This window comes from Archangium violaceum Cb vi76, from assembly GCF_000733295.1.
Taxonomy (GTDB): domain Bacteria; phylum Myxococcota; class Myxococcia; order Myxococcales; family Myxococcaceae; genus Archangium; species Archangium violaceum.
In genome coordinates this window covers 89,564-114,544 of the sequence record NZ_JPMI01000394.1, presented here as the reverse complement: position 1 = coordinate 114,544, position 24,981 = coordinate 89,564, and the positions used below count along the sequence as shown (strand labels likewise).

Sequence of the window (24,981 nt, the reverse complement as noted above, 5' to 3'; positions counted from 1 at the left end):
CGCTGGGTGTGCGCTCCACTCAAATCGGCCGCATCGTGGACGTCATCCAGGAGATCGCCGACCAGACGAACCTGCTGGCGCTCAACGCCGCCATCATCGCCGCCCAGGCGGGTGAGCAGGGCCGGCCCTTCGGCGTGGTGGCCGATGAAATCCGCAGCCTGGCCGAGCGCACCGCGCGCTCCACGCGGGAGATCGCCACCATGGTGGGGGGCATCCGCCGGGAGGTGAACACGACGGTGGCGCTGGTGAAGGAGGGCCGCGAGCAGGCCAGCACGGGCGTGCAGTTGGGAGACCGGGCGGCCGAGGCGTTGATGGAGATCCGCACCATCACCCAGCGCACCTTCTCCGCGGTGGAGGCGATGCAGGCCGAGACGAAGCGGCTGGAGATGCAGGGCTCCACGGTGGTGGAGGCCAGCCACCGGGTGGCGCGGCGTGTGGATGACGTGACCCGGGCGGCCATGGAGCAGGCGGGTCACGGACGCGAGCTGGTGCATCAGACGCAGCAGATGGCGAAGCTGGCGCAGGAGGCCTCGCAGAAGGCGGAGGGCCAGGCGCGCACGGGCAGGGACCTGTCCACCGCGGTGGTGCGGTTGAGCACGGCCATCGAGGAGATCCGCGCGGCGCACGGCGTGTTGATGCGCGGGGACGCGGCCATCGGCGAGGAAGTGGCGCGGGTGCGCGAGGACGCGCTGCAGGTCATCCGCATCGGCGACGGGCTGAGCCGCACGGTGGAGCAGTTGGCGCACGAGGCGGCCAGCCTGGATGGCGAGGTGTTCCGCTTCCGGCTTCCGGCCCCCCACGCGGGAGGCACGGTGCGCGCGGGCATCCACCAGACGGCCTTCGTCCGGGCGCTGGGCGGGTTGGATCCGCTCTTCGCCGTGGACAACCAGTTGCTGGAGATGAGCTGCTGCGTCTTCGCCAACCTGTTGCGGCTGGATGACGGCGTGCTGGTGCCGGACCTGGCCGAGCGCTGGGAAGCGGACCCCTCGGCGCGCCGCTACCGCTTCTACCTGCGCCAGGGCGTCACCTTCCATGACGGGATGCCGTTGACGGCGCGCGACGTGAAGCGCCACTTCGAGCGGCTGTTGGACCCGGCGGTGAAGTCGCCGGACCGTGGACTGATGGAGGACGTGGAGGGCGCCCGGGCCTTCGCTTCGGGCCTGGCGCGCGAGGTGACGGGCATCGAGGTGCTGGATGACCAGACGCTGGAGATCCGGCTGGAGGAGCCCAAGGCCTTCTTCCTGCAACTGATGGCGCTGCCGCGCACGGCGGTGGGCCGGGTGAGCGCGAGCGGGCGGGTGCTCGGCACGGGCCCCTACCGTCAGGTGGAGTTCGGGCAGGAGCGCATCGTGCTCGAGCGCAACCCCACCTACTGGCGCAAGGAGCAGCCGCTGTTGGACAGGCTCGAGTTCCACCTGGTGGACTCGCGCGAGCAGGCCGTCCTGGCCCTGCAGGAGGACAAGGTGGACCTCGTCTCGCACCTGTTCTCCATGCACGTGGAGTCGCTGGAGCTGGACGGGCAGCAGGTGGTCACCAGCACCACGCCGTCCACGTCGTTCCTCGGCTTCAACCTGCGCGAGGCGCCGTACAACGACGTGCGGGTGCGCAAGGCGCTCCGGGCGGGAATGGACTTCCAGGGGCTGGTGGAGCGCTTCCACAAGGGAGCGCGCATCGCCCGCACGGTGACACCGCCGGAGTTGCTGGACAACGAGGGCCTGCTGCCCGAGCCACGGCTGGACATCCACCTGGCCGAGCGGCTGCTGCGCGAGGCCGGCCTCCGGGTGCTACCGCTGACGCTCTACTTCGCGAAGGGACGCGACACGACGGCCGAGGACGCCGTGCTCTTCCGCCCGCTGCTCGAGGCGGGGCTGGTGGAGCTCCAACACGTGGAGCTGCGCGCGGAGGAATTCGCGGAGCGGCGGCGCGAGGGACGGCTGCCGGCCTTCCGGGTGGGATGGATCGCCGACTATCCCGACCCGGACAACTTCCTCCACTTCCACCTCAATTCGAAGGCGCAGACCGTCTACTCGATGGGCTACCGCAACGTGGAGTTCGACGCGTTGACGGTGGAGGCACGCACCACCATCGACCCGGAGCGGCGCAAGCAGCTCTACCGGCTCGCGGAGAAGATCGCCTACGACGAGTGCCCCATCATCCCCATCTTCCATCACCGTGTGTACGCGGCGGCGAGCGGGAGCGTGCAGGGACTGCGGCTGCACCAGACCCCTCCCCAGGTGCGCTTCGAGGACCTGTGGCTGGAGCAGGAGCAGCGGCTGGAGCGGAGGAGCTGAGCCTCAGGGGCTCGCGCGCCGCGAGCCGGAGACGCCGGACGCCTGGGGCCAACCGCGCGTCTCCGCCGTGATGAACGGCTCGAGGTCGAACGCCTCCAGCCGCCAGGAACCCCCTCGCTCGAGGGCCACGTAGACGGAGTGCCCCGCGTAGAGGGCTCCCACCACCCGGGGATTCCCGGGCAGCGGGCACATCATCAGCCGCTCGCCCTCCGCGAAGACCTGGAGGTGGGCCCGCGTCACGCCTCCGAGCCGCATGCTCGTCACGGTGCTCACCCCACCGCCCTGGACGAGCGCGGCCTCGTGCAGCACCCCGGGAGCCTCGTCCAGGAAGAGGGGCACCTCCCAGCGGGCCTTGCCTCCCCGCGCGTCGAATGCGCGCAGCAGCACCCCTTCCTCTTCCGGAGCGCACACCGTGCCGTCGGTGCGCGAACAGGTCCGGGCGAAGGCGTAACCGGTGTCTTCCAGCAGCAGCACGGGCTCGTCGAGCGGCCGGACGCTCGGGGCGCCAACGTCCCACTGCGCCGCGGAGGGTGTCCCCCCATCCACGCCCACGAAGGCCCGCGCCCCCGCGAAGAGCCAGTCCCCCGCCACGGCCAGCGAGGCCCCCGACTCCGGCACCTCCTCGAGCAACGGGATGGAGCGGAAGCCCGTGCCTCCGTCTTCTGGCTCGGCGCGAACCAGGGGCCCTCCCGCGGCGAAGAGGAACACCTCTCCGCGCGAGTCCAGCGCCACCCGAGCCTCTTCCGCGAAACCGTCCAGGGTGCCCTGACGCAACACACCGCCGTCCGGGGCGAGCACCACGAGCGCCGAGCTCCCACCCGCCCACGACACGAGCGACACCACGTTCCCCTCGGGTCCGAGCGCGACGCGCCCCACGCCGGTGGAGGGTCCCCCTGCTTCCGGAGGCGCTTCGAGACGCGTGAGGGGAACGCGCCACTGGGGAGCACCCGTCACCGAAGAGGCATAGGACTCGAGCGCTCCCGGCTCGTGCAGCACGACGCCCGCGTCCGAGACGCCGAGCAGCGTGCGCGCCGGGCCCTCCGGATAGGGCGTCTCGAAGCGCAGGAAGCCCTCGCTCGTATAGGACACCAACCGGCAGCCGGCATCGCCGCCGCACACCGACGCGAAGAGGGACTCCCCTTGCGCGAGCAACACCGGCCCACCGGGCGTGAACGAAGGCTCGCCGCCGAGCTCCTGGGCGAAGGCGGGCACGAGCTCCGTCACATCCGGACGCACGCACTCGCCGGACTGACAATGGCCCTCCCCCTGACAGGGCGTGGCGGGCGAGCAGAGGAGTCCCTCGGGCGTGGGGACCTCGCGACAGGTGCCGGAGAAGCACAGCTGGGCGGTGACACAGTCCACCTTGCCGCAAACGGAGAGATCGCGGGCATCCACCTCGGTGCACCCCCGCTCCCGGTCACACAGGCCCACGCGGCAAGGGTTGCCGGATGAGGGACAGACCACGGGCGAGGTGATGCATCCCTGCTCCGGTGAGCACGCATCCCGGGTGCAGGGGTTGCCATCGTCACACGTGCGTGGCGAGCCCACGCAGGCTCCAGCCTGACAACGGCCGTTCTCCTGACACCGGCTGCCGGGGATGCACGCCGCGCCGTCCGGAGCGTCCGACTCCACGCACACGCCCGGCTCCAGCTCGAAGCGTGACTGGCGGCACGCCGCCGAGGGCACGCACACCAACGGCCGTACGCCCTGGCCTCGCAGGGCCACCTCCACCGAGCGCCCTCCGGAGGACAGCACCAGCGTGGCCTCGGCTGGACCATTGCCCGCGGGGAAGAGGACCTCCAGCGCCACGGAGCTGGCACCCGGGACGGACACCGCGGTCTCGGCCAGGGAGAAGGGACCACCACGCACCGAGGCGGAGATGGTGACACTGGCGCGGCCGGTGCCCACCACCGTCACGGAGCGGCGCGCCGTGTCGCCCTCGAGTACCCGGCCGAAGTCGAGCACCCGCGCCTCCACGTCGAAGTCCCCGCGAGTACCGCCCACGGGCGGCTCGTCACACCGACAACCGCCGACGAGCACGAAGGCCACGAGGAGCAGCAACCCGGGATGGGAACGGAGCATGACCACCACTTGATCGCGGCTCCACGCGTGCGCTCAACGCTTCCCGAGAGCGACGGATGGATGAACGACAGTTCGGCCTGTCCGAAGCACGGGTCTGGTGCTCAGCCCCGCTGCGTGGCGACGAACTCCGCAGCGAGGTCGAGGAACTTCATGATCACCTTGCCGTGGTCGCCACCGCAGTCGTCGAGAAACTTCTTCACCCAACCTCCGCCCTCGGGGAACTCGTGCTTCACATCCGCGAGCCAGTCCACGAACCGGCCCCACTCCTCATCGGTGAAGCCGTTGCGGTAACAGCAGTGCAGATAGCCCGCGATATAGGACCACATGTTCTCGGCGTTCTCGGCCCCGAAAAACAACCAGAAGGGGCGTCCTCTCCGGGCCTCCTCCCGGATCCCCATCAACACATCCAACACGAAGACCGGACGGTCACGCTCCGATGGTGTCGAGTTCCGTGCGCTCATAGGCTGCTCACCACTTCCCAGAGGGGGACACCATCGTGCGCGATCAGCCGTTTGAGATATTCGCTCAAGACCATGCCCTCCGGCCCGGTGAAGGCATCATAGACCTTGTCCTTCATCATGACCGCGTAATGCCTGCCCATGTCGGATATCTGAATGGTGCTTTTCGGGTCCCCTGCTCGCATCTCCCAACCCAGATAGGGTGGCTTTCCAGGGGGCTTGAATTGGACGTACTGCGGATTACCGCCAAAGGCCTTGAAGCCGTTGGAGATATCCCGGGCAACCTGCTTGCAAGGCCCCATCGTCCTGTTCACCGCGTTGTAGGCGCTCTGCATGGCCTGTAGCGCGGCGGGAACCGTGCTCCGGTTCATATGGAGCTGCCAGAGGGAGATGGCGCCAGCGATGTCTCCTCGCGCCAGGGCCGCCAGCATCTTGAGGCGCACCGTGTCTGGCACCGTGGCCAGCAGCGCCGTCGTGGGCAGACCCGGTGGCGAGGCGTGGAGAACACCCGGCGCCAGGAGACAGCCCACAACCAGGAGAAGCCTACAAGCGTTCGCGAACATTCCACGAGACGCTACCGAGGCCGATGGCCGGTCACAATCCGCGAAGCTGGGAACAGGTCCCGCACCGTGCTCAGGTAGTCTGAGCCTTCCGCTTCGCCAGGGCGCGCACCAGCGCCGCCACCACGCCCACCGCCACCAGCCCGATGACGGCCCACTGGTAGCGCCACATCAACGCCTCCAGCCGCTCCAGGTTGCCGCCCACCGCCGCGCCCAGCGCCAGCACCAGCCCCGTGTGCGCCATGGCCGACAGCGCCCCGAGTATCAACGCGTTGCTGCGCGGCATGTGCGCCGCCCCCGCCGCCACGAATATCAATCCCCGCACGCCCGGGATGAAGCGGTTGGCCAGCAGCAACCACGGCCCCTTGTGCCGCATCTGTGACTGCACCGCCTCCAGCCGCGCATGGGAAATGCCGAAGAACACGTCCCCCGGCTTCCGCTCGAAGCGCCCCACCAGCCACCGCCCCACCTGGTAGTTGACGAGCGCCCCCACCACGCTCCCCGCCACCACCACCAGGAACACCAGGGGCCAGGGGTGCTCACCCCGTACCGCGTACACCCCGCCCAGCAGCGTGATGGTGTCCCCGGGGAACGGCGGCACCACGTACTCCACCGCCGCCGCCAGCCCGAGCACCAGCAGCCCCAGCAATCCGATGTGGGAAATGAGGTTGTCGAGGTACTCGACCATGCCCCGGCAACTTAACCAGCGGCCACCGGAGGCGGCAGCACCACGCCGCCATATTGTGAAGCTTCCAGCGTCCCGCACGCCGCCCCGATGTCCTTGCCTCCCGAGTAGCGCCGCGCAATCGGCGCTCCCAGGATTTGCAGGTGGTCCCGGAACGCCTTCAACTCCTCGGCCGAGGGCGGCAGGTACTTGCCCGTGGGATCCGTCACATCGATCAGATCCACCTTGATGGGGATGCCCTCGAACGCCGCCTTCAGCGCCTCGGCATCCTCGCGCCCCAGGTTGAAGCCGCTGATGGCCACGTAGGCGATCATCGCCCGCTCGCGCCGCACCGTGGAGTACTCGCGGATGGCGTCGATCAGCTCCGGCAACGGGTGCGTCTTCTCGATGGGCAGCACCTTCACCCGCTTCTCCGGAATGGCGCTCGTCACCGAGAAGGCCAGCCGGTACGGGTGCCCCTCGCGCACGTAGCGCCGGATGGCCTGCACATGGCCCGCCGTGGAGAAGGTGATGGAGGGCCCGGCAATCGCGAAGCCCGCCGGGTGGGAGAGGATCTGCGCCGCGCGCAGCGTCTCCGTGTAGTTGAGCAGCGGCTCCCCCATCCCCATGAACACCACGCCGCGCACCGGCCGGTCCGCCTCGGCGCGGACCTGCATCACCTGATCCAGAATCTCCCAGGTCTGCAGGTTGCGCTTGAAGCCCAGCTTGCCCGTCATGCAGAAGTCACACGCCAGCGCGCAGCCCACCTGGCTGGAAATGCACACCACGTACTTGTGGTCGAAGATGGGGATGCGCACCGCCTCCACCCGGCCCCCCAGGGGCGAGGCGAAGAGGTACTTCACGAAGCCGTCGTCGGCCTTGCGCCGCTCCACCACCTCCAGCCGCGTCATCTCCATGTTTTCCCGGAGGAAGTCCGCGACGCGCCGCGGTACCTGGGGCGCCTGGCACACCTCCTCGAGCGAGGAGGCCCCATGGGCGAACACGGAGGCGAACACCTTGCGCACGGCCACGGGCGAGGGCTCCGTGGGGGCGAGGGCCAGCTGCAGCTCCGGCAACGACAGCGACTTCAGGTTGAGCTTCACGAGGCGGACTTGATGCGCGCGCGCAGGTATTCGGTGAGCTTGGCGGAAACTTCCTTCGGCATCTGCTGGGCCATCGCACGCTTACACAGCCCTGGCGTGGCCTTGTAGGTCCGCAGGAAATCGACACAGGGCGCGCACCCGGACAGGTGCTCCTTCAGGTGTCGTGACTCCTCGGGCGTCATCTCGCCATCGAGGAAGTTCAACAGGAGGTTGATGGCGTCTTTACACGTGTACATCCGAACCTCGGCCGTGGCCTGCCTCGTCATTCACGAAGATGCCTGGCCTCCTGATGGGTTTCACCCGCCCGCACTGCCCTGATTGTAGAACTGGTCGATGGCTTCGCGAAGCGCGAGCCGGGCGCGGTGCAACCGGCTCTTGATGGCGGGGATGGAATCCCCCGTCACCTCGGCGATCTGTTCGTAACTGAGGCCCTCCACGTCTTTCAAGAGAAAGACTTCCCGGTACCCCTCGGGCAGGCGGTCGGCCGCCCCCTGGATGGCCCGCCCCAGCTCGGCATCCAGAATCTTGCCCTCGGCGCTCCGGCTCCAGTCCTGGAGGGGGTACTCGGCCAGGCTCCCCCGCTCGGTGAACTCCGGGCCCTGGATCTCCTCCTCGGCCGCCTGCACCACCCGCCGGTGCCTCAGCCGCATCAGGGCGTTGTTGGCGGCGATCCGGTGCACCCACGAGCCGAAGGCCGCGTCTCCCCGGAAGTCCTTGAGGTGTTGGTAGGCGGACAGAAAGGTGTCCTGGGTGATTTCGGCGGCATCCGCCTCGGAGCGCGTCATCCGCAGCGTCAGGCCGTACACCTTGTCCCGGTGGGCCTCCACCAACGCCTCGAAGGCGCTGATGTCGCCGGCCTGGGCCCGCGCCACGAGCTGCCGATCCTCTTCCTTGACGGCCTCGTCGGACATCTCGTCGGACATGAGGGGCGCACCCTCCCAGCCAAGCCGAGCCCCGTCAAGGCCGCTCTCGGCGACGGCGGACCGGAGGACGGCTCACGTGTTGACTGCCGCGGATCCACAACCGGTAGGGCTCCAGGGCCCACTCCCCAGCATAGTCCACCCCGATGCGCGGGCCCCGCTCCACCCGGGCCTCCGGCACCGGCTCGCCCCGGGTCAAATGGAGGGCCGCGTCCTGCAAATCCCAGCGGTTGTGGGCCAGCGTCAGCCCCAGGGCCCGGCACAGCCGCCCCGGCCCGTCCGTCCGGACATCCCCGGGCAACCCCTCCACCGGCTCCACCGCCCGCACCAGCACCGCCGAGCCCACCCCCTCCTGGTCCGTCACCACGTTGAAGCAGTGGTACATGCCATAGATGAGGTAGACGTAGGCCCGCCCCGGTGGACCGAAGAGGACCTCCGTGCGGGGCGTGCGCCCCTTGGAGGCGTGGCAGGCCAGGTCGTGCCCCCCCACGTAGGCCTCCGTCTCCACGATGCGGCCCACCCGCCGCCTGCCCCCCTGCTCGAAGACCAGGTGGGTACCCAACAGCTCCCGGGCCACGGTGAGCGCGGGGCGCGCATAGAAGGAGACGGGGAGTCGCACGGGACGAGAACGGATGCCGCCGCTTCCGCCTGCCGTCAATGGCCGGGCCAGGAGGTAGCCGGAGTGTCTCCCCAGGCCGACAAGCGGCCACGGCGCCGCCCGACCGGGCAGAAGGACAGTTCACACCGGGGGGCACGTGATGCATTGTGCGCCCACCATGGCTTCCACCGGCCGGATTTCCGGTCTCCTGCTTCCGCTCTTCTCCCTCCGCTCGAAGAACGACTTCGGTATCGGCGACTTCGGCGGTTTCGACGGCCTCTTCCAGTGGATGGAGGCGGCGCGCCAGCGCCTGCTGATGCTGCTGCCGCTCCTGCCCACGTCTCCGGGCGACCCCAGCCCCTACTCCACGCGCTCGGCGTTCGGGCTCAACGCGCTCTTCATCAACCTGGAGATGCTGCCCGAGTTCCACGCCACCGGCGGCGAGGCGGCGCTCTCCGACGAGGAGAAGCGGCTGCTGGCCGAGGCGCGCGCCGCCCCCCGCATCCGCTATGACCTGGTCTTCCGCCTCAAGGGCGCGGCGTTCCGGCGGGCCTTCGACCACTTCGACCGCACCGAGTGGCCCCACGCCCCGCGCGCCAGGGAGTTCGACACCTGGCGCAAGCAGCAGGGCGAGTGGCTGGAGAGCTACGCGCTCTACACCGCCATCTCCCAGGACCGGCACCAGAAGCCCTGGTGGGAGTGGCCGGAGCCGCTGAAGAGCCGGCACCCCGAGGCGCTCGCGGCCGAGACGGCGCGGCTGGAGCACGAGGTGCGCTACCACGCATGGCTGCAGTGGGTGGCCGAGGCGCAGTGGAACACGGTGCGCGAGCGGGCCAGGGCACGCGGCGTGCTGCTGTGCGGGGACGAGCCCTTCATCATCGGCCAGGACAGCTCGGACGTGTGGGCGCACCCGGACATCCTGCGCCGCGACGCGCGCCTGGGCGTGCCGCCGGATGCCTTCTCCGCCACGGGCCAGGACTGGGGCCTGCCCTACTTCGACTTCGAGCGGATGGAGAAGGACGGCTACCGCTGGCTCAAGTCGCGCGCCGTCAAGGCGGCCAGCTACTACGACCTGCGCCGGGTGGACCACGCGGTGGGCTACTTCCGCCAGTGGATCCGCGACGAGAAGACGCCCACCGGCCGCTTCCTCCCCGACACCGAGGAGGCCTGGAAGCGCAACGGCGAGAAGAACTTCCGCCTGCTGTCGAAGGACGCGGGCATCGTCGCCGAGGACCTGGGCGTGATTCCGCCCTTCGTGCGCGCCATCCTCAAGGACCTGGGCCTGCCGGGCTACCGGGTGATGCGCTGGGAGCGCGACGACAACGTCTACCGCAACCCGCATGACTTCCCGGCCGTGTCGCTCGTCACCACCGGCACCCACGACACCGAGCCCGTGGCCGACTGGTGGGAGAACGCGGCCACCCAGGACGAGCGCCAGGCCATCGCGCGCGTCTACCCCGAGTTCCAGGGCCTCGGCGTCACGCGCGAGTTCACCCCGGAGCTCCACCGGGCCATGCTCGCCGCCGCGCTCAACTCGGGCAGCGAGCTGTGCGTGCTGCCCTGGCAGGACGTGCTCGGCACGCACGACCGCATCAACCTGCCGGGCTCCATGAGCGACGCCAACTGGTCCTACCGCATGAGCCAGAACGTCGAGGACCTGCTCTCCAACGAGGACACGCGCAAGGCCGCCGAGCGGCTGGGCCTCCTCACCGCCTCGGCCCGCCGCTGAGGTGTCCGCACCGGCCCGGGTCCCTCTTCACCGGAGGGGCCCGGTGCCGCCGCGCTACCTCGGCTCCATGCACTTCACCTGGCCGGGGAAGCCGTCGAAGATGGCGCACTCGTTGCCCTGCTTCGCGCACTGGAGCCGCTCGCACACGTCGAGCGTGAGGCACAGCGCGGGTGAACGGCCGTACTCGAAGAACACCTCGAGGCAGGCCTCGTCCTGGAATCGACAGCCGAGGGTGGTGCAGTACTCGAGCTGCCTGCCCGGCACACCCAACGTCTGCCCTTCCTTGATCTGCACGATCTCATCCTCGGACACACCGCACGAGGTGAGCACCACCAGCGCCGCCGCCAGGAATCCTCTGATTGGCCATGACATACGGCCCCACTCTGGAGCAGGCGGGCTCCGGATGCACGTCCCACGCGTCTGCTGGCGCGCTCCAGCGGACAGAGCCCCCGCTCCGGAGGGCGTCAAATGTCCGCTGGAGGAGACGCTCCACTCCGGGCGGGTGCATCCCCAGCCGTCCGGACTATGTATTCCGGGTGGACGTCCCGGACTCTCCTCTTCGCCAGATGCTTCGCGGTACCAGTCTCCTGCTCCTCCTCGCCACCGGGTGCGGCACGACCTCGGGCACCACCCGGCCGGACCAGCCCAAGGTGATGGACCTGAAGATCGAGGGCGCCGACGAGGTCAAGGCCTCCGACATCAAGGAGAAGATCGTCACCAGTGAAACGCCCTGGTGGGAGCCGCTCAACCCCTTCGTGGGCCCCAACTACTTCGACGAGAACGCGTGGCTCGCGGACCTGAGGCGCATCAAGCGCTACTACCAGGCGCAGGGCTACTACCAGATGCAGCTCGAGTCGGAGCAGCTCCAGGACACGGTGGTGCGCCAGGGGGAGGACGCCGTCGCGCTCCGGGTGAAGGTGAAGCAGGAGGGCGAGCCCACCCGGGTGGGCACCTTCGAGGTGAAGGGGATGCAGGCGCTGCCCCCGGAGCACGTCTCCCGGGTGCTGGCGGAGCTGCCGCTGAGGCCGGCCCGGGAGGGCGAGGAGCGGCCCATCTTCCGCGAGGAGGGCTGGGAGGAGACGAAGGCGCTGATGCAGCAGCGCCTGCGCGAGCTGGGCTACGCCGAGGCGGAGGTGGGCGGCGAGGCGCGGGTGGACCTGGCCACGAGCGAGGCGAAGGTGCTGCTGGAGGTGAGGCCGGGCCCGCGCTACCGCTTCGGCAACATCTTCGTGGCCACGGACGCCAACCCGCAGGTGAAGCCGCTGCGCATCATCGAGCAGGCCCAGGGCGCCATCCGCAAGGGCGATTGGTACAGCGAGTCGGCGCTGTCCGAGGCCCAGGCGCGCGTCTTCCGCATGGGCGTGTTCGGCGCGGTGAAGGTCAACCGCGGCGCGCCGGACCGGGAGGCCCGCACGGTGCCGGTGGTGGTGGACGTCCGCGAGGCGCCCTTCCGCTCCATCCGCCTGGGTGGCGGCGTGGGCCTGGACGCGGCCCGGCAGGAGGTGCGCGCGGTGGGCGAGTGGACGGACCGCAACTTCCTCGGAGGTCTTCGCCGGCTCACCGTGGGCGGCCGGGTGGGTTATGCCTTCATCCCCACCCTCGGCGCCGCGTTCGATCGGCTCGACACGGATGGGGACGGCGTGCTGGACTCGCCCAACCTCAGCACCCCGCACGGCCTCGTCTTCCAGCTCTCCACCCAGTTCGAGCAGCCGCGCTTCCTCGCCCGCGACCTGCGGCTGCAGACGACGCTCACCGGGGAGCGCGGACTGGAGCAGGCCTACAACTTCATTGGCGGGCGCCTGAGCGGCGGCGTCATCTGGGAGCCCCTCCCCAGGTTCTCCCTCTTCCCCAGCTACAACCTCGAGGTCTACCGGCTCCAGGGCCAGCGGGGCCTGGAGGATCAAACGACCGTCCCGCCCCTCGTGCTGGGCTGCCCCCCGAACAGTGGCTCGGACACCTGCAACATCTCGGTGAGCTACCTGGAGCAGATCGCCGAGTGGGACCGCCGCGATGACATCATCGCGCCGAAGCAAGGCTTCTATACCTCGCTGTCGCTCCAGGAGGGCGGCGGACCCCTCCAGGGCGACTACACCTTCCTGCGTGTGCTGCCGGACGTGCGCGGCTACTACACGTTCGGCGACAGCGAGCGCTTCACCCTGGCGGCGCGGCTGCGGCTGGGCACGCTGCTGACCCCGGTGGTCACCAATGAGGCGGGCGAGCGCATCCGGCAGGAGAGCGCCATCGTCAACCGCTTCTTCGCCGGCGGTGGCGCGTCCATGCGCGGCTTCAACAGCCGGCGGCTCGCGCCCATGAACAGAATCAGCCGGGACTCCAACGTGTCGCCCGTGGACCAGATCGTCCCCATTGGCGGCAACAGCCTCTTGGAGACCTCGGTGGAGCTGCGCATGAAGCTGATCGGCAATCTGTACCTCGCCGCCTTCCACGACACGGGCCTGGTGGGCGCCGGCCCGCTGAACTTCGGGCCCCATCAGTCCGACGTCCGCAAGGAGAGCAGCCGCGTCTTCGGGAGCCACCACTACCAGGCAGTGGGGCTCGGCATGCGCTACGTGACCATTGTCGGGCCCATACGGCTGGACCTGGCCCGGAGGTTGAATATTGGCCGGCCCCTGCCCATCTTCGACCCCACCAGCGGAGCACCCGAGACCCTGGGGGGACTGGGGGATTGCTTCGGACTCGGTGGGGTGGCAGCAGGCGCCGCGGCCACCAATTACTACGCGGGAAGCCCGGAAGGACTCTGCACGTTCTTCCTGTCCATCGGAGAAGCGTTTTGAAGAAGCACCGGAGTCGATGGCTGCTGTGGGGCCTGCTCGGTCTCCTGGGACTGGTGTTGGTGCTCGTGACCGGCGCCCTCATCTACGTCACCGGACCCGCCGGTGAGGCCCGCCTCCAGGCCCTCCTCGTCCAGCAGGCGAACGAGCAGCTCTCGGGCAGGGTGGAGCTGGGGGGGCTCGACCTGGGCTTGCGCACCGCCGTCCTCACCGGGTTGAAGCTGTACGACCCCGAGGGCGAGCTGGTGGCGGAAGTGGACCGGGTGGAGGCACGGCTGGCGCTCCTCCCCCTGCTGCGCAAACACGTGGTGCTCAGCTCCGCGCTCGTGGAGCAGCCCCACCTCTACCTCCACCAGGACGAGCGCGGCCTCAACCTCTCGCGCGCCCTCGAGCCCCGGAATCCCAAGCCCGAGGATCCCAACGCGCCGCGCGGCACGTTGCGCTTCACCCTCGAGAACCTCCAGCTCGAGAACGGCTCCGTCGACTACGTCGCGGAGGCGCCCGAGGGCAACCGCGAGGTGCGCCTGGATGACCTGGATGCCTCGGGCGCGGCCTCCTGGGCCTCGGCCACCCAGGCGCTCGACGCGAAGCTCGACGCCACCGCCAGCCTCGCCAAACCCCTGGCGGGCCCCGTGCGTCTGGCACTGAAGGCCGGGGGCGAGGAGGGCAAGCTGAGCGCCGACGTGGACATGAGCGCCCCGGGCCTCGAAGTGAAGGCCACCGGCGGGCTGGAGGGCGAGAAACAGGCCCGCGTCGAGGTGAAGCGGCTCAGCGTGGCCCCGGAGACGGCGCGCGCCTTCCTGCCCGCCTACCCGCTGGCCGCGCCCGTCACCCTGTCGGGCACCGTGGCCCAGGCGGGTGACACGGTGCGGGTGGACCTGGACGCCCAGGCCGCCGACGGCACCGCCGAGGTGGAGGGCGCCCTGGATGTGGAGCAACTGCGCACCGAGGGGCTGACCGCCCGCGTGCGCCAGCTCGACCTGGGGAAGCTGCTGGGCGGCGGACCGAGCACCGTGCTCGCCGCGGACCTGCGCGTCACCGGTGGCGGCAAGAGCCTGGAGACCCTGGATGGCACGGTGGACCTCACCCTGCCGCCCTCGCAGGTGGGAGGCCGGACGCTCGGCCCGGTGGAGCTGCACGCGAGCGCGAAACAGGGCCGCTTCGAGCTCTCCCAGCTCCAGGCCCAGGTCCCCGGCGCCAGCCTCAGCGCGCGCGGCGGCGGCACCCGGGAGGACATGCGGCTCGAGGGCAGGCTGGTGGCCTCGGACCTGGAAGCCTTCGCCAACACCGTGGGCCGGCTGGGTGACGGCAAGCCCCTGCCCCTCTCGGGCCGCGGCGCGCTGGACTTCACCGTGTCCGGCCCCGTCCGCCACCCCGCCGCCAGCGTCAAGGGCGGCTTCGACTCCCTCGCCTGGGCGGAGACGTCCGTGCGGGGGCTCGAGCTCGACGCACGCGTGCCGGACGTCACCCAACCCCTCACCACGAATGCCACGCTCGAGGCCACGAAGCTGAGCGCCGGCGGCCGCACCTTCGAGGACCTGAACGCCTCACTCGTCACCCGCGGCCGCGCCCTCGCGGCCACCGTGACCACCGGCGGCGCCACGAACCTCCTCGTGTCCCTCGAGGGCACCGTGGACAAGGACCACCAGGGCCTCGGGCTCGACACGCTCACCCTGCGCTACCCCGAGGCCGGCTGGACGCTCCAGCGCCCCACCCACCTGGGCTGGGGCAACGGCCGCGTGGAGGTGGCCACGGAGAAGGAGCCCCTCACCCTCACCTCCGGGCAGCAGGCCCTCTCGCTGTCGCTGCGCATGGAGGGCGAGCGCATCAACGCCCGCACCGAGCTGCGCGACTTCGACCTCGGACGGCTGCCCAAGGCCTTCCTGCCCACGACGCTCGACGTGGACGGCCAGCTCTCCGGCCAGGTGGCGGTGAGCGGCCGCATGGCCCGCCCGGACGCCACGGTGGACCTCACCCTGCGCGGTGGCCGCTACCAGCAGTACGCGGACCTGGGCTTCGACCTCAATGGCCGCTACGTGCGCGACCGCGCCACCGGCACCTTCGCCGCCAACGCCCCCGCGGGCCGCATCTCGGCGAAATACGACGTGCCCGTCCAGGCGCTGATGCAGCACCGCCGCGAGCCCGTGGACCTGGAGCTCACCCTGGACCGCGTGGACATCGGCCCCGCGCTGCGCATGGCCGGACAGCCCGAGTCCGCCACCGGCATGCTCTCCGGCAACATGACGCTCCAGGGCATGGCGAATGATCCCCGCCTGCAACTCGCGCTGAAGGGCGAGAGACTGCGCTATTGGGGGACGACCCCCCTGCGCCCTCCCCCCGTGGTGCTCCCGCCCGGGGCGCTACCTCCCGAGCTGCGCGCGGAGCCGCTCGGCTTCGAGCTCACCGCCCGCTCCGACGACAAGGACGGCGCGCTCAGCGCGAGCCTGGACCTGCACGGCATCGGCTCCAAGGCCACCGCCCACCTCGCGACGCCCTTCACGCTCGGCCGGTTGCTGGCGGACCCGCCCACGGCGGCCCAGGTGCTGGACACGCCGATGCGCGAGCTGCGCGCGGAGGTCAGCGAGCTGCCGCTGGGCCTGCTGTCGCAACTGGGCGTGGCCGATGGCGCGGGCGGCACGCTGTCGATGACGGCCAACGTCGCCGGCCCCCTGCTGGCGCCCGTGGGCGAGCTGAAGATGGAGGCGAAACGGGCCACGGTGAATGGCCTCCAGCCGCTGGACGGCAACCTCGCGCTGAACACGGACAAGGACTCCGTGAAACTGCAGCTCGTCGCGCGGCGGGAAGACACGCTGCTCGCGCAGGTGGACGCCCACGTCGAGGCGCCCATCGCCGCGCTGCAGGACCAGGAGGTGGTGGGCCACATCCCCTTCACGCTGGCGGTCCGGGCCGGCCCCATCTCCCAGCGCGAGCTGATGGGCCTGGCGTCCGCCCCCTCCGGAGGGCGGCCGGCCTCGGTCTGCCGGACCGAGGAGCAGGACTCGCGAAGCACCGAGCTCCAGAACGTCCTCTCGCTGAACCTGCGGGCGCGCGGCACGCTGGCGGACCCGCAGGTGGACCTCACGGCCGGAGTGCAGAACATCGGCGTGAGCCAGATTGGCCTCGGCCAGGCCCGCCTCCACTACACCTATGAAAACGCGCGCTCCGTGTTCAACGCGCTCCTCTCCGCGCCCGGGGGCGGCACGCTGATGGCCAAGGGCCAGGTGACGCAGGAGCTGTCCCTGCCCACGCTGCGCAAGGGCGTGGACTTCGCCCGGGTGCCGCTGGAGGTGGAGGCGGACGCGCACCAGTTCGACCTGACCTTCCTCTCCGGCTCACAGCTGCCCATGGTGCGCAACCTCGGCGGCGTGCTGCGCATGGAGAAGGTGCACGTGGGCGGCACCCTCGGAGCGCCCACCTACCGGGGCACGCTCGAGTGGGTGAAGGGCCGGCTCGCCCTGGAAGGCATGGGCGACTACCAGAACATCCACGTGGCGCTCGACGTCACCGACAAGCACCTGAATCTCTCCGACCTCTCCGCGAGCAGCGGCGGCGGCACGCTGAAGTTCCAGGCCAGGGCGAACCGCACCTCGGCGGGGGCGTACTCCCTCACCGGCGAGGGCAACCTCGACGACTTCCCGCTCGTCTACGACGACCAGCTCCTGGCCCTCCTGCGGCTGCGCACCCGGTTCGAGGGGGAGGTGTCCAGCAGTCTCGTCAACCTGCGCAGCCTCACCATTCCCGAGGCCCACATCACCCTGCCCGAGGCCAAACGCAAGGATCTCCAGGCACTGGACCGGCCCGAGGGCATCATCCTGGTGTGCCACGGGACACCGATGAAGGCACCCAAGCGCAAGCCAGCGGCTCCCACGGCCGGCGCGGCGGGCCCGGGGACGGCCACGGGAGGCGCGGGCCCGGTCCATGGGGACGAGAAGCCGCAGCGCCAGTTCATCGTCAATGTGAACGCGCCGAAGAACCTCTGGGTGCGAGGCTCGGACGTCAACGCGGAGCTCGGCCTGTCGGAGAACTTCCGCGTCGAGTACGCGGACACCCCCTCCATCTATGGAGAGGTGCGCGTGCTGCGCGGCGAGGTGGAGGTGCTGGGCAGGCGCCTCACCATCCAGGACTCCAGCCAGGTGCGCTTCACGGGCCCGGCGGCCATGCCCTACATCAACGCCACGGCCGAGTACGCCAACGAGCGCGCGGGCGTGAAGGTCTTCGTCACCGTGCGCGGGCAGGGCAAGGAGTTCACCATCAAGCCCACCAGCGAGCCGCCGCTGCCGGAGACGGAGATCTACACGCTGCTCGCCACGGGCCGGCGCACGCTGAAGGCGGGCTCGGGCGCGTCGATGAACCAGGAACAGGTGGCCTCGGTGCTGGGCTCGGCGCTGGCCTCGCAGGCGCGCAAGGCCCTGGCCGCGAAGCTGCCGCTGGACGTGCTCACCATCGAGGCCGGCGAGGAGGGCTTCTCGGGGACCCGGCTGGAGGTGGGCACGTACCTCACGGATGACCTGTACCTGGGCTACAGCGGACGCCTGGGAGCCGCGCAGAACCAGTCCACCACCCGGCGCGAGAACAACAACTCCGTGCGGCTGGAGTACCAGTTCAGCCCGCAGTGGAGCGTCGAGGGCGAGTACGGAGACGCCCAGCAGGGCGCCGCGGACGTCATCTGGAGCAAGGACTACTGACGGCCCGGCGGCCTTGACGGGTGTGCTCGCGCTCCCGTGTAGTCCAGCGACCGCGTTCTTCCGTCCACGCGGCTCGCCCGGGAAGGCGGCATGTCCACTCGTTTCACTGAACCGTCCTCGGGGGTGCGGCCGCGCCCCGGGTTGGCCGGTCAGGTACTGATTCTCCTCTTCCTCTTCACCGCGTGCGCCACGGGCCATGCGCCCCCTCCGGCGTCCACACCTGCCCGGGATTCCGGCCCCACAGGCACCACCGTGTACGAGGTGGTGGTACTCGAGCCGGGCCATGTGACGACACGGCCCGTGTCCATCGGCAGGGCCGAGTTCCAGCGATCCTTCCAGCGGCTCGTCCGCGAAGTGCGGGTGGGGAAGAAGACGCCCCAGGAGGCCGCACGCGAGCTGCTGAAGGGACAGGTGGAGCAACAGGTGGAGTGGCAGCAACTGGAGGGCGTGTGGCTGGCCGAGGTGTACAAGGATCGCGTCCTCACGCTGGTGCCCCAGGATGAGAACAACCGCCTCATTCCCGAAGCGGACGAGGCCCTGCGGAGCAGGTACGTGCAGTGGTGCGCGAGGCGGGGTGGGGGTGACTGTCTGCACCTGTTCGACGACGGGCCCTACCTGCGCACGGATGACCGGCGCACGCTGGCGCTCGCGCTTTCCTTCGGCTCGGTACTGGATGAAACGCTCGAGGCCCTGGGACGGGAGCTGAATCCACGCGTGCTGGTGGCCACGTGTTTGTGGACCGTGAGTTTGTACTTGGCGTTGTGGCTCGTGCCCGAACCGACCACGAAAGCACTCGCCGCGGGCCTGTCCGTGATTCTGGTGGCATGGCTGGGCGTGGACACGGTGTGGGGGTTGATGGACGGCTGGGCACGTCTGGCCACCCAGGCCCATCAGGCCACCACTTTCGATGAGCTGCGCGAGGCAGGTGAGCAGTTCGCCAAGGTTCTGGGAAAGGACGCGGCCCGGACGATGATGCTCGCGGTCGGGGCATTGACGGGGCGCACGCTGGGGGAGATTGCGGCGCGGGTGCGCTCCATGCCGGGGTACAGCGCGGCGGGGGCACAGTGGGAGGCGCAGGGCGGAGCCGCGGTCCTGGGCGGCTTGCAGGTACGCGGAATAGGGGTAGCCAGAGAGGACGCGCTCGCCGTCGCGGTGGAGGCAGTGGAGACGGTGGTGGCCACTCCCGAGGGAGCTCTCGCGATGGCGATGCTCAGCCATAACGGTTCGGCGAGCGCGGCCGGTCTGGCGCCTGGGGGGAACTTCGTCACCACCGTCCTGCGGCACCGGGGTGGCAATCAGCAGGTGGTGCTCGGCAATGGCCAGCGCTGGCACCTGCCGCGCGGCCGGTCACCCAAGGACATCCCGGCGGAGGATCCGCTGGGCGACGAGCTCCAGGCCGCAGCCAATCGACTGGCGAAGCAATGGGGGCCAGGCGACCTCACGAACCAAGAGAGAATCGCCATCAATGAAGCTCGCAATGCGGGCGACTTCTTTCAGGCATCCCGGCTCGAGGGACAGGCTCGTGGGCGTTGGGTCGAGAGGCAAATGAAGCGCTTGTTCAACCATCTGCAATGGAATCCCCAAGGAGTAGATGTCACCAATCCCATGGGAAAGGAGTATCACTATGAGTTGCTCGCCGGATCAGCCGAGAATTTCGGGCGCCACGGACGGCGAATGTCCGACGTCTTCTTCCGCATGATCTTCTTCTGACAGGAGAAGATGGGTGCATGAACATCATCTACGAAAACCGCGAGCTGGCGGGGGAAGAACTGGAGCTAGCCGACAAAGATGGCTTGTACTACCTCGGTTCGAACCTGACCCTCCAGCGCTGCACGGTAGTCATCCGTGTGCCGACCCGGAGGCTGCTCATCTGTCCTTCCCGCTTCATCGGCTGCACCATTCAAGTGAAGCAGGAACTGAAGAACCTGGATTGGTCGATGGCCTTTTTGAAAGGCTGCCGGTTCACCGGGCGCCAGACGGGCAGTGACTTCGGACTCCGGTTCCCCGACCGAGCAGGTTGGGAGAACGGCGGCATCGAGGACTGTGACTTCACCGAAGCCCGCCTGAACTACTGCCGCTTCCATGGTTGCGACATGCGCACCCTGCGCCTGCCGCCATGGCCCTGCTTCACCTTCCTGGACCCCATTGGAAGAAGTCCGGAGTTGAATCGCGTCAAATGGCCAGGGCGATTTGGCAGTGTCATCGTGGAACACCTCTCCACCGAGCCTCCCTCCACCGTGGCTTTGACCTATCACGCCCCGTCAGTCGCGGAGCGGTTCGGGACCACTCCCGAAGAACTCAAATCCGTCCTCGAGCAGCTCGACTTCATCGTCTACTGACGGCTCGTCAGTGCCCCCGCGGGCCGCAGGCAGTCCAGCTCCAGGTCCAGCAGGAAGGACAGAAAGGCGTTGTTGCCCACCTGCGCGCGAGCCTCCTCCACCCGCGCCCGCGCCGCGTCCCACTCCCCTCCCCGCTTGAGGCGCGTGGACTCCAACACCCGCCGGTTGGCCTCCAGCTCGCGCGCGAGCCGCACCCCGTCCAATCCCTCTCCACGCACCACCGTGGGCCGCTCCGCCATCGCGAGCAGTGCCTCCGGGTCGAACGGCTTGTCCGCGTTGAAGAGGAAGTACTCCACCGCCGGGTGATCATCCGTCACCGAGGCATAACCCCGCGTCCAACGCTTCAGCGCCTCCGTGCCCGCCACGTACGTGCCCATGAGGCCATACGGCGAGGTGAAGCCCACGTCCGCCAGCGAGCGTGCCACCGACGCCTGCGCCCACCGCGTCTCCCAGCCCGCCACGTCCACCCCCAGCGGCCGGTCCGCCGCCACCAGCACCGCCTCGTAGTCCGAGGGAATCCACAGCGTCACCTCGGAGAAGGCCTCCAGCAGCGAGGCCACCATGCCCCGCGTCAGGTTGTCCGGCTGCTGCTGCAAGGGAATCCACTGCGCCAGCACGCCTCCCGGCGTCAGCCGCTGCTTCACCTCCCGGTAGAACTCCGTGGTGTAGAGCCCCACCACGCCCGCCGAGCGCGGCGGCGGCGGCTCGAAGGAGATGACGTCGTAGCGGCCCTGGGAGGCCAGCAGGAAGTGCCTCCCATCGTCGAACACCACGTGCGTGCGCGGATCCTCCGCCGCGCCATGGTTGTGCTCGGCGAAGTGGGGCGCCGCGGCCAGCACATCCGGATTCGTGTCCACGATGGTGAGCGAGCGCAGGCCCGGGTGGCTCGCGAACGAGCCCGCGGTGCTGCCCGTGCCGAAGCACACCTGCAGCACCTCCTTCGGCTCCGGGTGCAGCAGCATGGGCAGGTGCGCCAGCGTGGCCATGTAGCGCTTCCTCGGCAGCGCCGTGTTCGCGTACGACACCGAGCCGAACAGCAACTGCTGGTGGCGGAAGCCCTTCTCCCGGCACCCCGGGCCACACGCGTACAGCCCCGAGTCACACACCGACTCGCTGTCGTACTCGAGCACCGCCAGCGCTCCGTCCACGCCCTCGCGCACGAAGCGCACCCGGGAGTCCACGTGGTCGGCGAAGGCGCGCACCAGCAAATCCCCCGGCACCATCACCACCGCCACCCCGAGCAGCGCCGCCCCCGCCCACATGCTCCGTCGGGCACGCGGCTGCGCCTCCGTGTCCAGCGCCTGCACCCCGAGCGCCAGCGCCATGTTGAGCGCGCACACCAGGATGAACGTCCACTGCGTGCCCATCGCCGGCACCAGCACGAAGCCCACCGCCAGCGAGCCCACGATGCCGCCCAGCGTATTCACCGAGTACAGCAGGCCCACGTTGCTGGCCGCGTTCGCCACGTGCCGCGTGGTGAGCTGCACCAGCAGCGGGAAGATGACGCCGATGAGCGAGGCGGGCACGAGGATGACGAGCGCCGCGTGCAACAGCATGCCCACGTACACGGCGTTGGGGCCCCAGCCGCCCACCAGGCCGGCCAGCAACTGGCTCACCGGGCGAGACATGCCCAGCAGCGCCATGGACAGCAGGCCCGCGAAGGCGAGCAACGACTCCACGGTGACGAAGAGCTCCAGGTCCCTCACCCGCCCGGCCAGCTTCAGCGAGTACACGAACCCTCCCACCACGAGCCCCAGCAGGAACGTCACCAGGAGGATGGTGAAGGCATACGTGGTGGAGTCCAACGAGGTGGACAGCAAGCGGAACCAGAGCACCTCGTAGGAGATGGACGCGAAGCCGCACAGCGCGAAGGCCGCGACGAGCAGCGTGCGGCGCGAGCCCTGGAAGGCCGAGGCCCCACCCTGCGGAGCCTCGGGCGCCGCGGGCGTGGGGGTGGAGAGCGGCTCGGGGCGCAGCCACAGGTGCAGGAGCACCACCCCGAGCCCCACGAGCACGTTGAGCCCCGCGGCGATCGCCGCCGTGCGCCACAGCCCCACCGCGCCGATGAGGTAGAAGCCCGCCAGCCCGCAGCCGAGCGCCGCGCCCAGCGTGTTGAGCGAGTACAGCACCCCGAAGGAGCGCCCCAGGCCCTCCAGCTCACGCGCCACGAAGCGCATGAGCACCGGCAGCGTGCCCCCCATGACGAAGGTGGGCGGCAGCACCAGCAGGAAGGCCAGCACCCCGCGCACCGGCAACGGCCCTCCACCCGGCAGCCCCAGCGCGGAGAGCCACTCGGGCAGCGAGGCCAACACCCGGGTGATGCCCAGCGCGAGCACGCCCGTGGCCACCTCCAACAACCCGTACGCCAGCAGCGGATGCTTCAGCCTGTCCGCGACCCGCCCCCACCCCAGGCTGCCCAGCACGAGCCCCGCCAGGAAGGCGGACACCACCAGGCTCGCGGCGAACGTGGTGTGGCCCACCACCAGCGTCAGGTAGCGGACCCAGATGACCTCGAAGACGAGCCCGCTCATGCCCGAGGCGACGAAGAGCAGACCCACGGCGGCGAATACCCTGGCGGAGATGCGATTCACGGGAGGTGCGACTCTACCCCGACTCCCGCCGCTCCGCCGGTCCGTCCGCTCACCCGGCGGGCGGGCTCACCGGCCCGGGCCCCTCCCCCGCCTCAGGAACTCCAGCCGCTGCCGGGCGCCCCGGTGCCGCGAGTCGAACCGCAACGCCTCCTCCAGCCGCTCCTTCGCCCGCGGCAGGTCCCCCTGGCGCGCGTAGACGTCGGCCAGCACCACCAGCACCTCGGCGTTGTACGGCTGCATGTCCAGGGAGCGCTCCAACTCCTGGACACCGGTGGCCAGGTCCCCCCGGCGCAGCGCCAGCTGGCCGAGCATCACGTGGGGCATCGTCAGCCCCTCCGACTCGGGCTGGTGTGCCAGCGTCTCCAGCGCCGACACGCCTCGCGGATCTCCCGTGAACGCGAGCGGAATGGCGGCGGCCTGCCGCACCCAGAGCGACTTGTCCTTCAGCAACGGGGCGAGCACGTCCGCCACGTCGCGCGTGCCCGTCAGCGACAACGCCTCGGCGAGGTCCGAGCGCAGGCCCGGCTCCGTGGCCGTGGCGAGCGCCGCCTTCAACGCGGGCACCGCCTCCTCGCGGAAGCGCTGGGCCAGCAACTGGGCCGCCACGCCGCGCAGGGCCGGCGCCTCCTTCCTGTCCGCCAGCACCTGCTCCAGCGGCCCGCGGCTGTCCGCCGCCGTCTTCACCGCGATGGCATCCGCCAGCCGCATGCGCCGCGCCTGCCGCTGCTTCGCGTGGGGCCACCACTTCTCCAGCGACTCCGCCATCGCCTCGGGCGAGGCCTTCTCGTGTGTGTGGCACGCGTTGCACGCGTTGGGGATGTCGTGCTTCACCGTGTTGCGCGGCACCGGCACGTCGATGGCGTGGTCCGCGAAGTGATCCAACACGCCCGACACCGTCGGCGGCATGTGGCAGGCCACGCAGTCCCGCGCCTCGGCCGAGGTGTGGTGCGTGTGCCGGGAGCCCTCGGCGACCTCCTTCGCATGGCAGCCCTGACAGCTCGCCGAGCCCACCGTCACGCCCTTCGCGAGGTGCTTGGGCTGTTTGATTTCATTGTCCGCGTGCTCCGCGTGGGGAGCGGTGTGGCAGGTGAGGCACGTGGCGCCGCCCCGCAGGTAGCAGCGCGACTGGGTGAGGGCCTGGTACTCGAAGCTGGACGTCTTCGGGCGCCCGTCCTCGAAGAAGTCGCCGGAGCGCTGGTTGCCCAGCAGCACCACCATGGGCATGTAGTAGTCCTCGTAGCGCTTGCCCGGCTGATACCGGTGCGCCGCATCCAGCAGCGGGAAGAGCGTGCGGTGCGGCCCGTGGCACTGCGCGCACACGGCCAGCGCCTGCTGGGGCGGAAGCTTCGACGGCTGGATGATGTCCCGGGTGAGCTGCGTCTCCACGTGGCGCGCACCGGGGCCGTGGCAGCTCTCGCAGGCCACTCCCGCGTCCGCGAAGCCGGTGCTCCACTCGTGGCTGCCCCGGTCGTAGCGCGTGTTGAGGCCGGTGACGTGGCAGTCCAGGCACGAGTGCTGGCTGTTGCGCTGCCAGTTGGCCCAGAAGAAGGGATGGTCCGGCGTCAGCACGCCCTGCTTGGACTCGGAGTAGTCCACCCACTCGCCCTTGCCGGTGACGTGGTAGTAGATGGGCAGCACCTGCCAGCGCCCGTCCGGCATCACCGTGACGGGGTCCTGCATCCGCTTGCCGCCCACCACCCAGTTCACCGGATACGCGTCGAGCGCGCCACCCGGCCCCTTCGTGCGCATGGCGTAGTGCGCGTCCTGGGAAATCATCCACGCCTCGCTGGAGTCCCCCTTGTAGTGGGCGTTGTCGAAGTCGCCGACCACGTACTCCGCGGTGGCCTCCGAGAGCGCACGGGCATGCCAGTCCTCGCGCCACGCGGCGTGCTCGCCGTCATGGCACTCGCCGCACTTCTCCGAGCCCACGTAGCCAGGAGGCGGAGGCAGCAGCTCCGCCGTCACCTTCCTCCCGGGCGGAGGGGCCAGCGGCGCCGCGGCCGGAGCGGCACGCACGGCCGTCTCCTTCGGAGCAGTGGCGGGGGATGGCGCGGCGGGCGGAGCGTCCGGCGTGGCCGGGCGCCAGAGGACAGCCCCACCCGCCAACACGAGGAGGACGGCGACCGCGAGGACGAGTGTACGGGAGCGGGACATAGACCTGTCTCAACCGTG

17 protein-coding genes are annotated in these 24,981 nt (G+C 70.0%); 6 read left to right on the top strand and 11 right to left on the bottom strand.

Annotated features, from left to right (window positions below):
• Window positions 1–2,291: ABC transporter substrate-binding protein (locus Q664_RS62810; protein WP_043413693.1), on the top strand; the 2,291-nt coding region annotated here is incomplete at its 5' end.
• Between the two features lie 3 nt (window positions 2,292–2,294).
• Here Q664_RS62810 and Q664_RS49065 read toward each other — a convergent pair.
• From Q664_RS49065 to Q664_RS49030, 8 genes are all read right to left on the bottom strand, one after another.
• On the bottom strand, window positions 2,295–4,373 hold the full coding sequence (locus tag Q664_RS49065) for a hypothetical protein (RefSeq protein ID WP_043413689.1): 2,079 nt from the start codon (window positions 4,371–4,373) through the stop codon (window positions 2,295–2,297).
• Window positions 4,374–4,474: 101 nt separating this feature from the next.
• A complete protein-coding gene (locus Q664_RS49060; RefSeq protein ID WP_043413658.1) occupies window positions 4,475–4,834 on the bottom strand; it encodes a hypothetical protein in 360 nt (119 codons plus the stop codon).
• Window positions 4,831–5,394 (bottom strand): hypothetical protein, encoded by a 564-nt coding sequence (locus Q664_RS49055; RefSeq protein WP_152622804.1) that lies wholly within the window; start codon window positions 5,392–5,394, stop codon window positions 4,831–4,833. Before Q664_RS49055 ends, Q664_RS49060 begins: the two co-directional genes overlap by 4 nt.
• A gap of 70 nt (window positions 5,395–5,464) precedes the next feature.
• On the bottom strand, window positions 5,465–6,079 hold the full coding sequence (locus Q664_RS49050) for a DedA family protein (protein ID WP_043413654.1): 615 nt from the start codon (window positions 6,077–6,079) through the stop codon (window positions 5,465–5,467).
• 11 nt (window positions 6,080–6,090) lie between these two features.
• Window positions 6,091–7,158, bottom strand: coding sequence for a radical SAM protein (locus tag Q664_RS49045; RefSeq protein WP_043413651.1), 1,068 nt, complete (start codon window positions 7,156–7,158; stop codon window positions 6,091–6,093).
• Window positions 7,155–7,394 (bottom strand): anti-sigma factor family protein, encoded by a 240-nt coding sequence (locus tag Q664_RS49040; protein WP_043413687.1) that lies wholly within the window; start codon window positions 7,392–7,394, stop codon window positions 7,155–7,157. The genes Q664_RS49045 and Q664_RS49040 overlap by 4 nt, the downstream gene beginning before the upstream one ends.
• A gap of 60 nt (window positions 7,395–7,454) precedes the next feature.
• The gene (locus Q664_RS49035; protein ID WP_152622805.1) at window positions 7,455–8,069 is read right to left on the bottom strand and encodes an RNA polymerase sigma factor; all 615 of its coding nucleotides are present in this window, start codon (window positions 8,067–8,069) and stop codon (window positions 7,455–7,457) included.
• A gap of 46 nt (window positions 8,070–8,115) precedes the next feature.
• Window positions 8,116–8,697, bottom strand: coding sequence for a DNA-3-methyladenine glycosylase (locus Q664_RS49030; RefSeq protein WP_043413645.1), 582 nt, complete (start codon window positions 8,695–8,697; stop codon window positions 8,116–8,118).
• A 157-nt stretch (window positions 8,698–8,854) separates the two neighbouring features.
• Between Q664_RS49030 and Q664_RS49025 the strand changes: the two genes are divergently transcribed.
• The gene (locus Q664_RS49025) at window positions 8,855–10,405 is read left to right on the top strand and encodes a 4-alpha-glucanotransferase (protein ID WP_043413685.1); all 1,551 of its coding nucleotides are present in this window, start codon (window positions 8,855–8,857) and stop codon (window positions 10,403–10,405) included.
• A gap of 54 nt (window positions 10,406–10,459) precedes the next feature.
• On the opposite strand, the gene Q664_RS49020 is transcribed toward Q664_RS49025, so the two are convergent.
• Window positions 10,460–10,777, bottom strand: a complete 318-nt coding sequence (locus Q664_RS49020; protein ID WP_043413641.1) for a hypothetical protein — start codon at window positions 10,775–10,777, stop codon at window positions 10,460–10,462.
• A 194-nt stretch (window positions 10,778–10,971) separates the two neighbouring features.
• Between Q664_RS49020 and Q664_RS49015 the strand changes: the two genes are divergently transcribed.
• From Q664_RS49015 to Q664_RS49000, 4 genes are all read left to right on the top strand, one after another.
• The gene (locus Q664_RS49015) at window positions 10,972–13,197 is read left to right on the top strand and encodes a BamA/OMP85 family outer membrane protein (RefSeq protein WP_052519664.1); all 2,226 of its coding nucleotides are present in this window, start codon (window positions 10,972–10,974) and stop codon (window positions 13,195–13,197) included.
• A complete protein-coding gene (locus Q664_RS49010; protein ID WP_043413637.1) occupies window positions 13,194–17,879 on the top strand; it encodes a translocation/assembly module TamB in 4,686 nt (1,561 codons plus the stop codon). Before Q664_RS49015 ends, Q664_RS49010 begins: the two co-directional genes overlap by 4 nt.
• Window positions 17,880–17,969: 90 nt before the next feature.
• Window positions 17,970–19,589 carry a SitA5 family polymorphic toxin gene (gene sitA5, locus Q664_RS53820; RefSeq protein ID WP_075207728.1) on the top strand — a complete coding sequence of 540 codons (1,620 nt, stop codon included), beginning with the start codon at window positions 17,970–17,972 and terminating at the stop codon, window positions 19,587–19,589.
• Window positions 19,590–19,606: 17 nt separating this feature from the next.
• Window positions 19,607–20,218 carry a pentapeptide repeat-containing protein gene (locus Q664_RS49000; protein WP_043413635.1) on the top strand — a complete coding sequence of 204 codons (612 nt, stop codon included), beginning with the start codon at window positions 19,607–19,609 and terminating at the stop codon, window positions 20,216–20,218.
• Here the strand turns inward: Q664_RS49000 and Q664_RS62525 are convergent.
• Together Q664_RS62525 and Q664_RS48990 are read right to left on the bottom strand one after the other, a co-directional pair.
• On the bottom strand, window positions 20,212–22,809 hold the full coding sequence (locus Q664_RS62525) for a fused MFS/spermidine synthase (RefSeq protein ID WP_043413632.1): 2,598 nt from the start codon (window positions 22,807–22,809) through the stop codon (window positions 20,212–20,214). The genes Q664_RS49000 and Q664_RS62525 overlap by 7 nt on opposite strands.
• Before the next feature lie 66 nt (window positions 22,810–22,875).
• Window positions 22,876–24,963, bottom strand: coding sequence for a HEAT repeat domain-containing protein (locus Q664_RS48990; protein ID WP_043413630.1), 2,088 nt, complete (start codon window positions 24,961–24,963; stop codon window positions 22,876–22,878).
• Window positions 24,964–24,981: the final 18 nt, after the last annotated feature.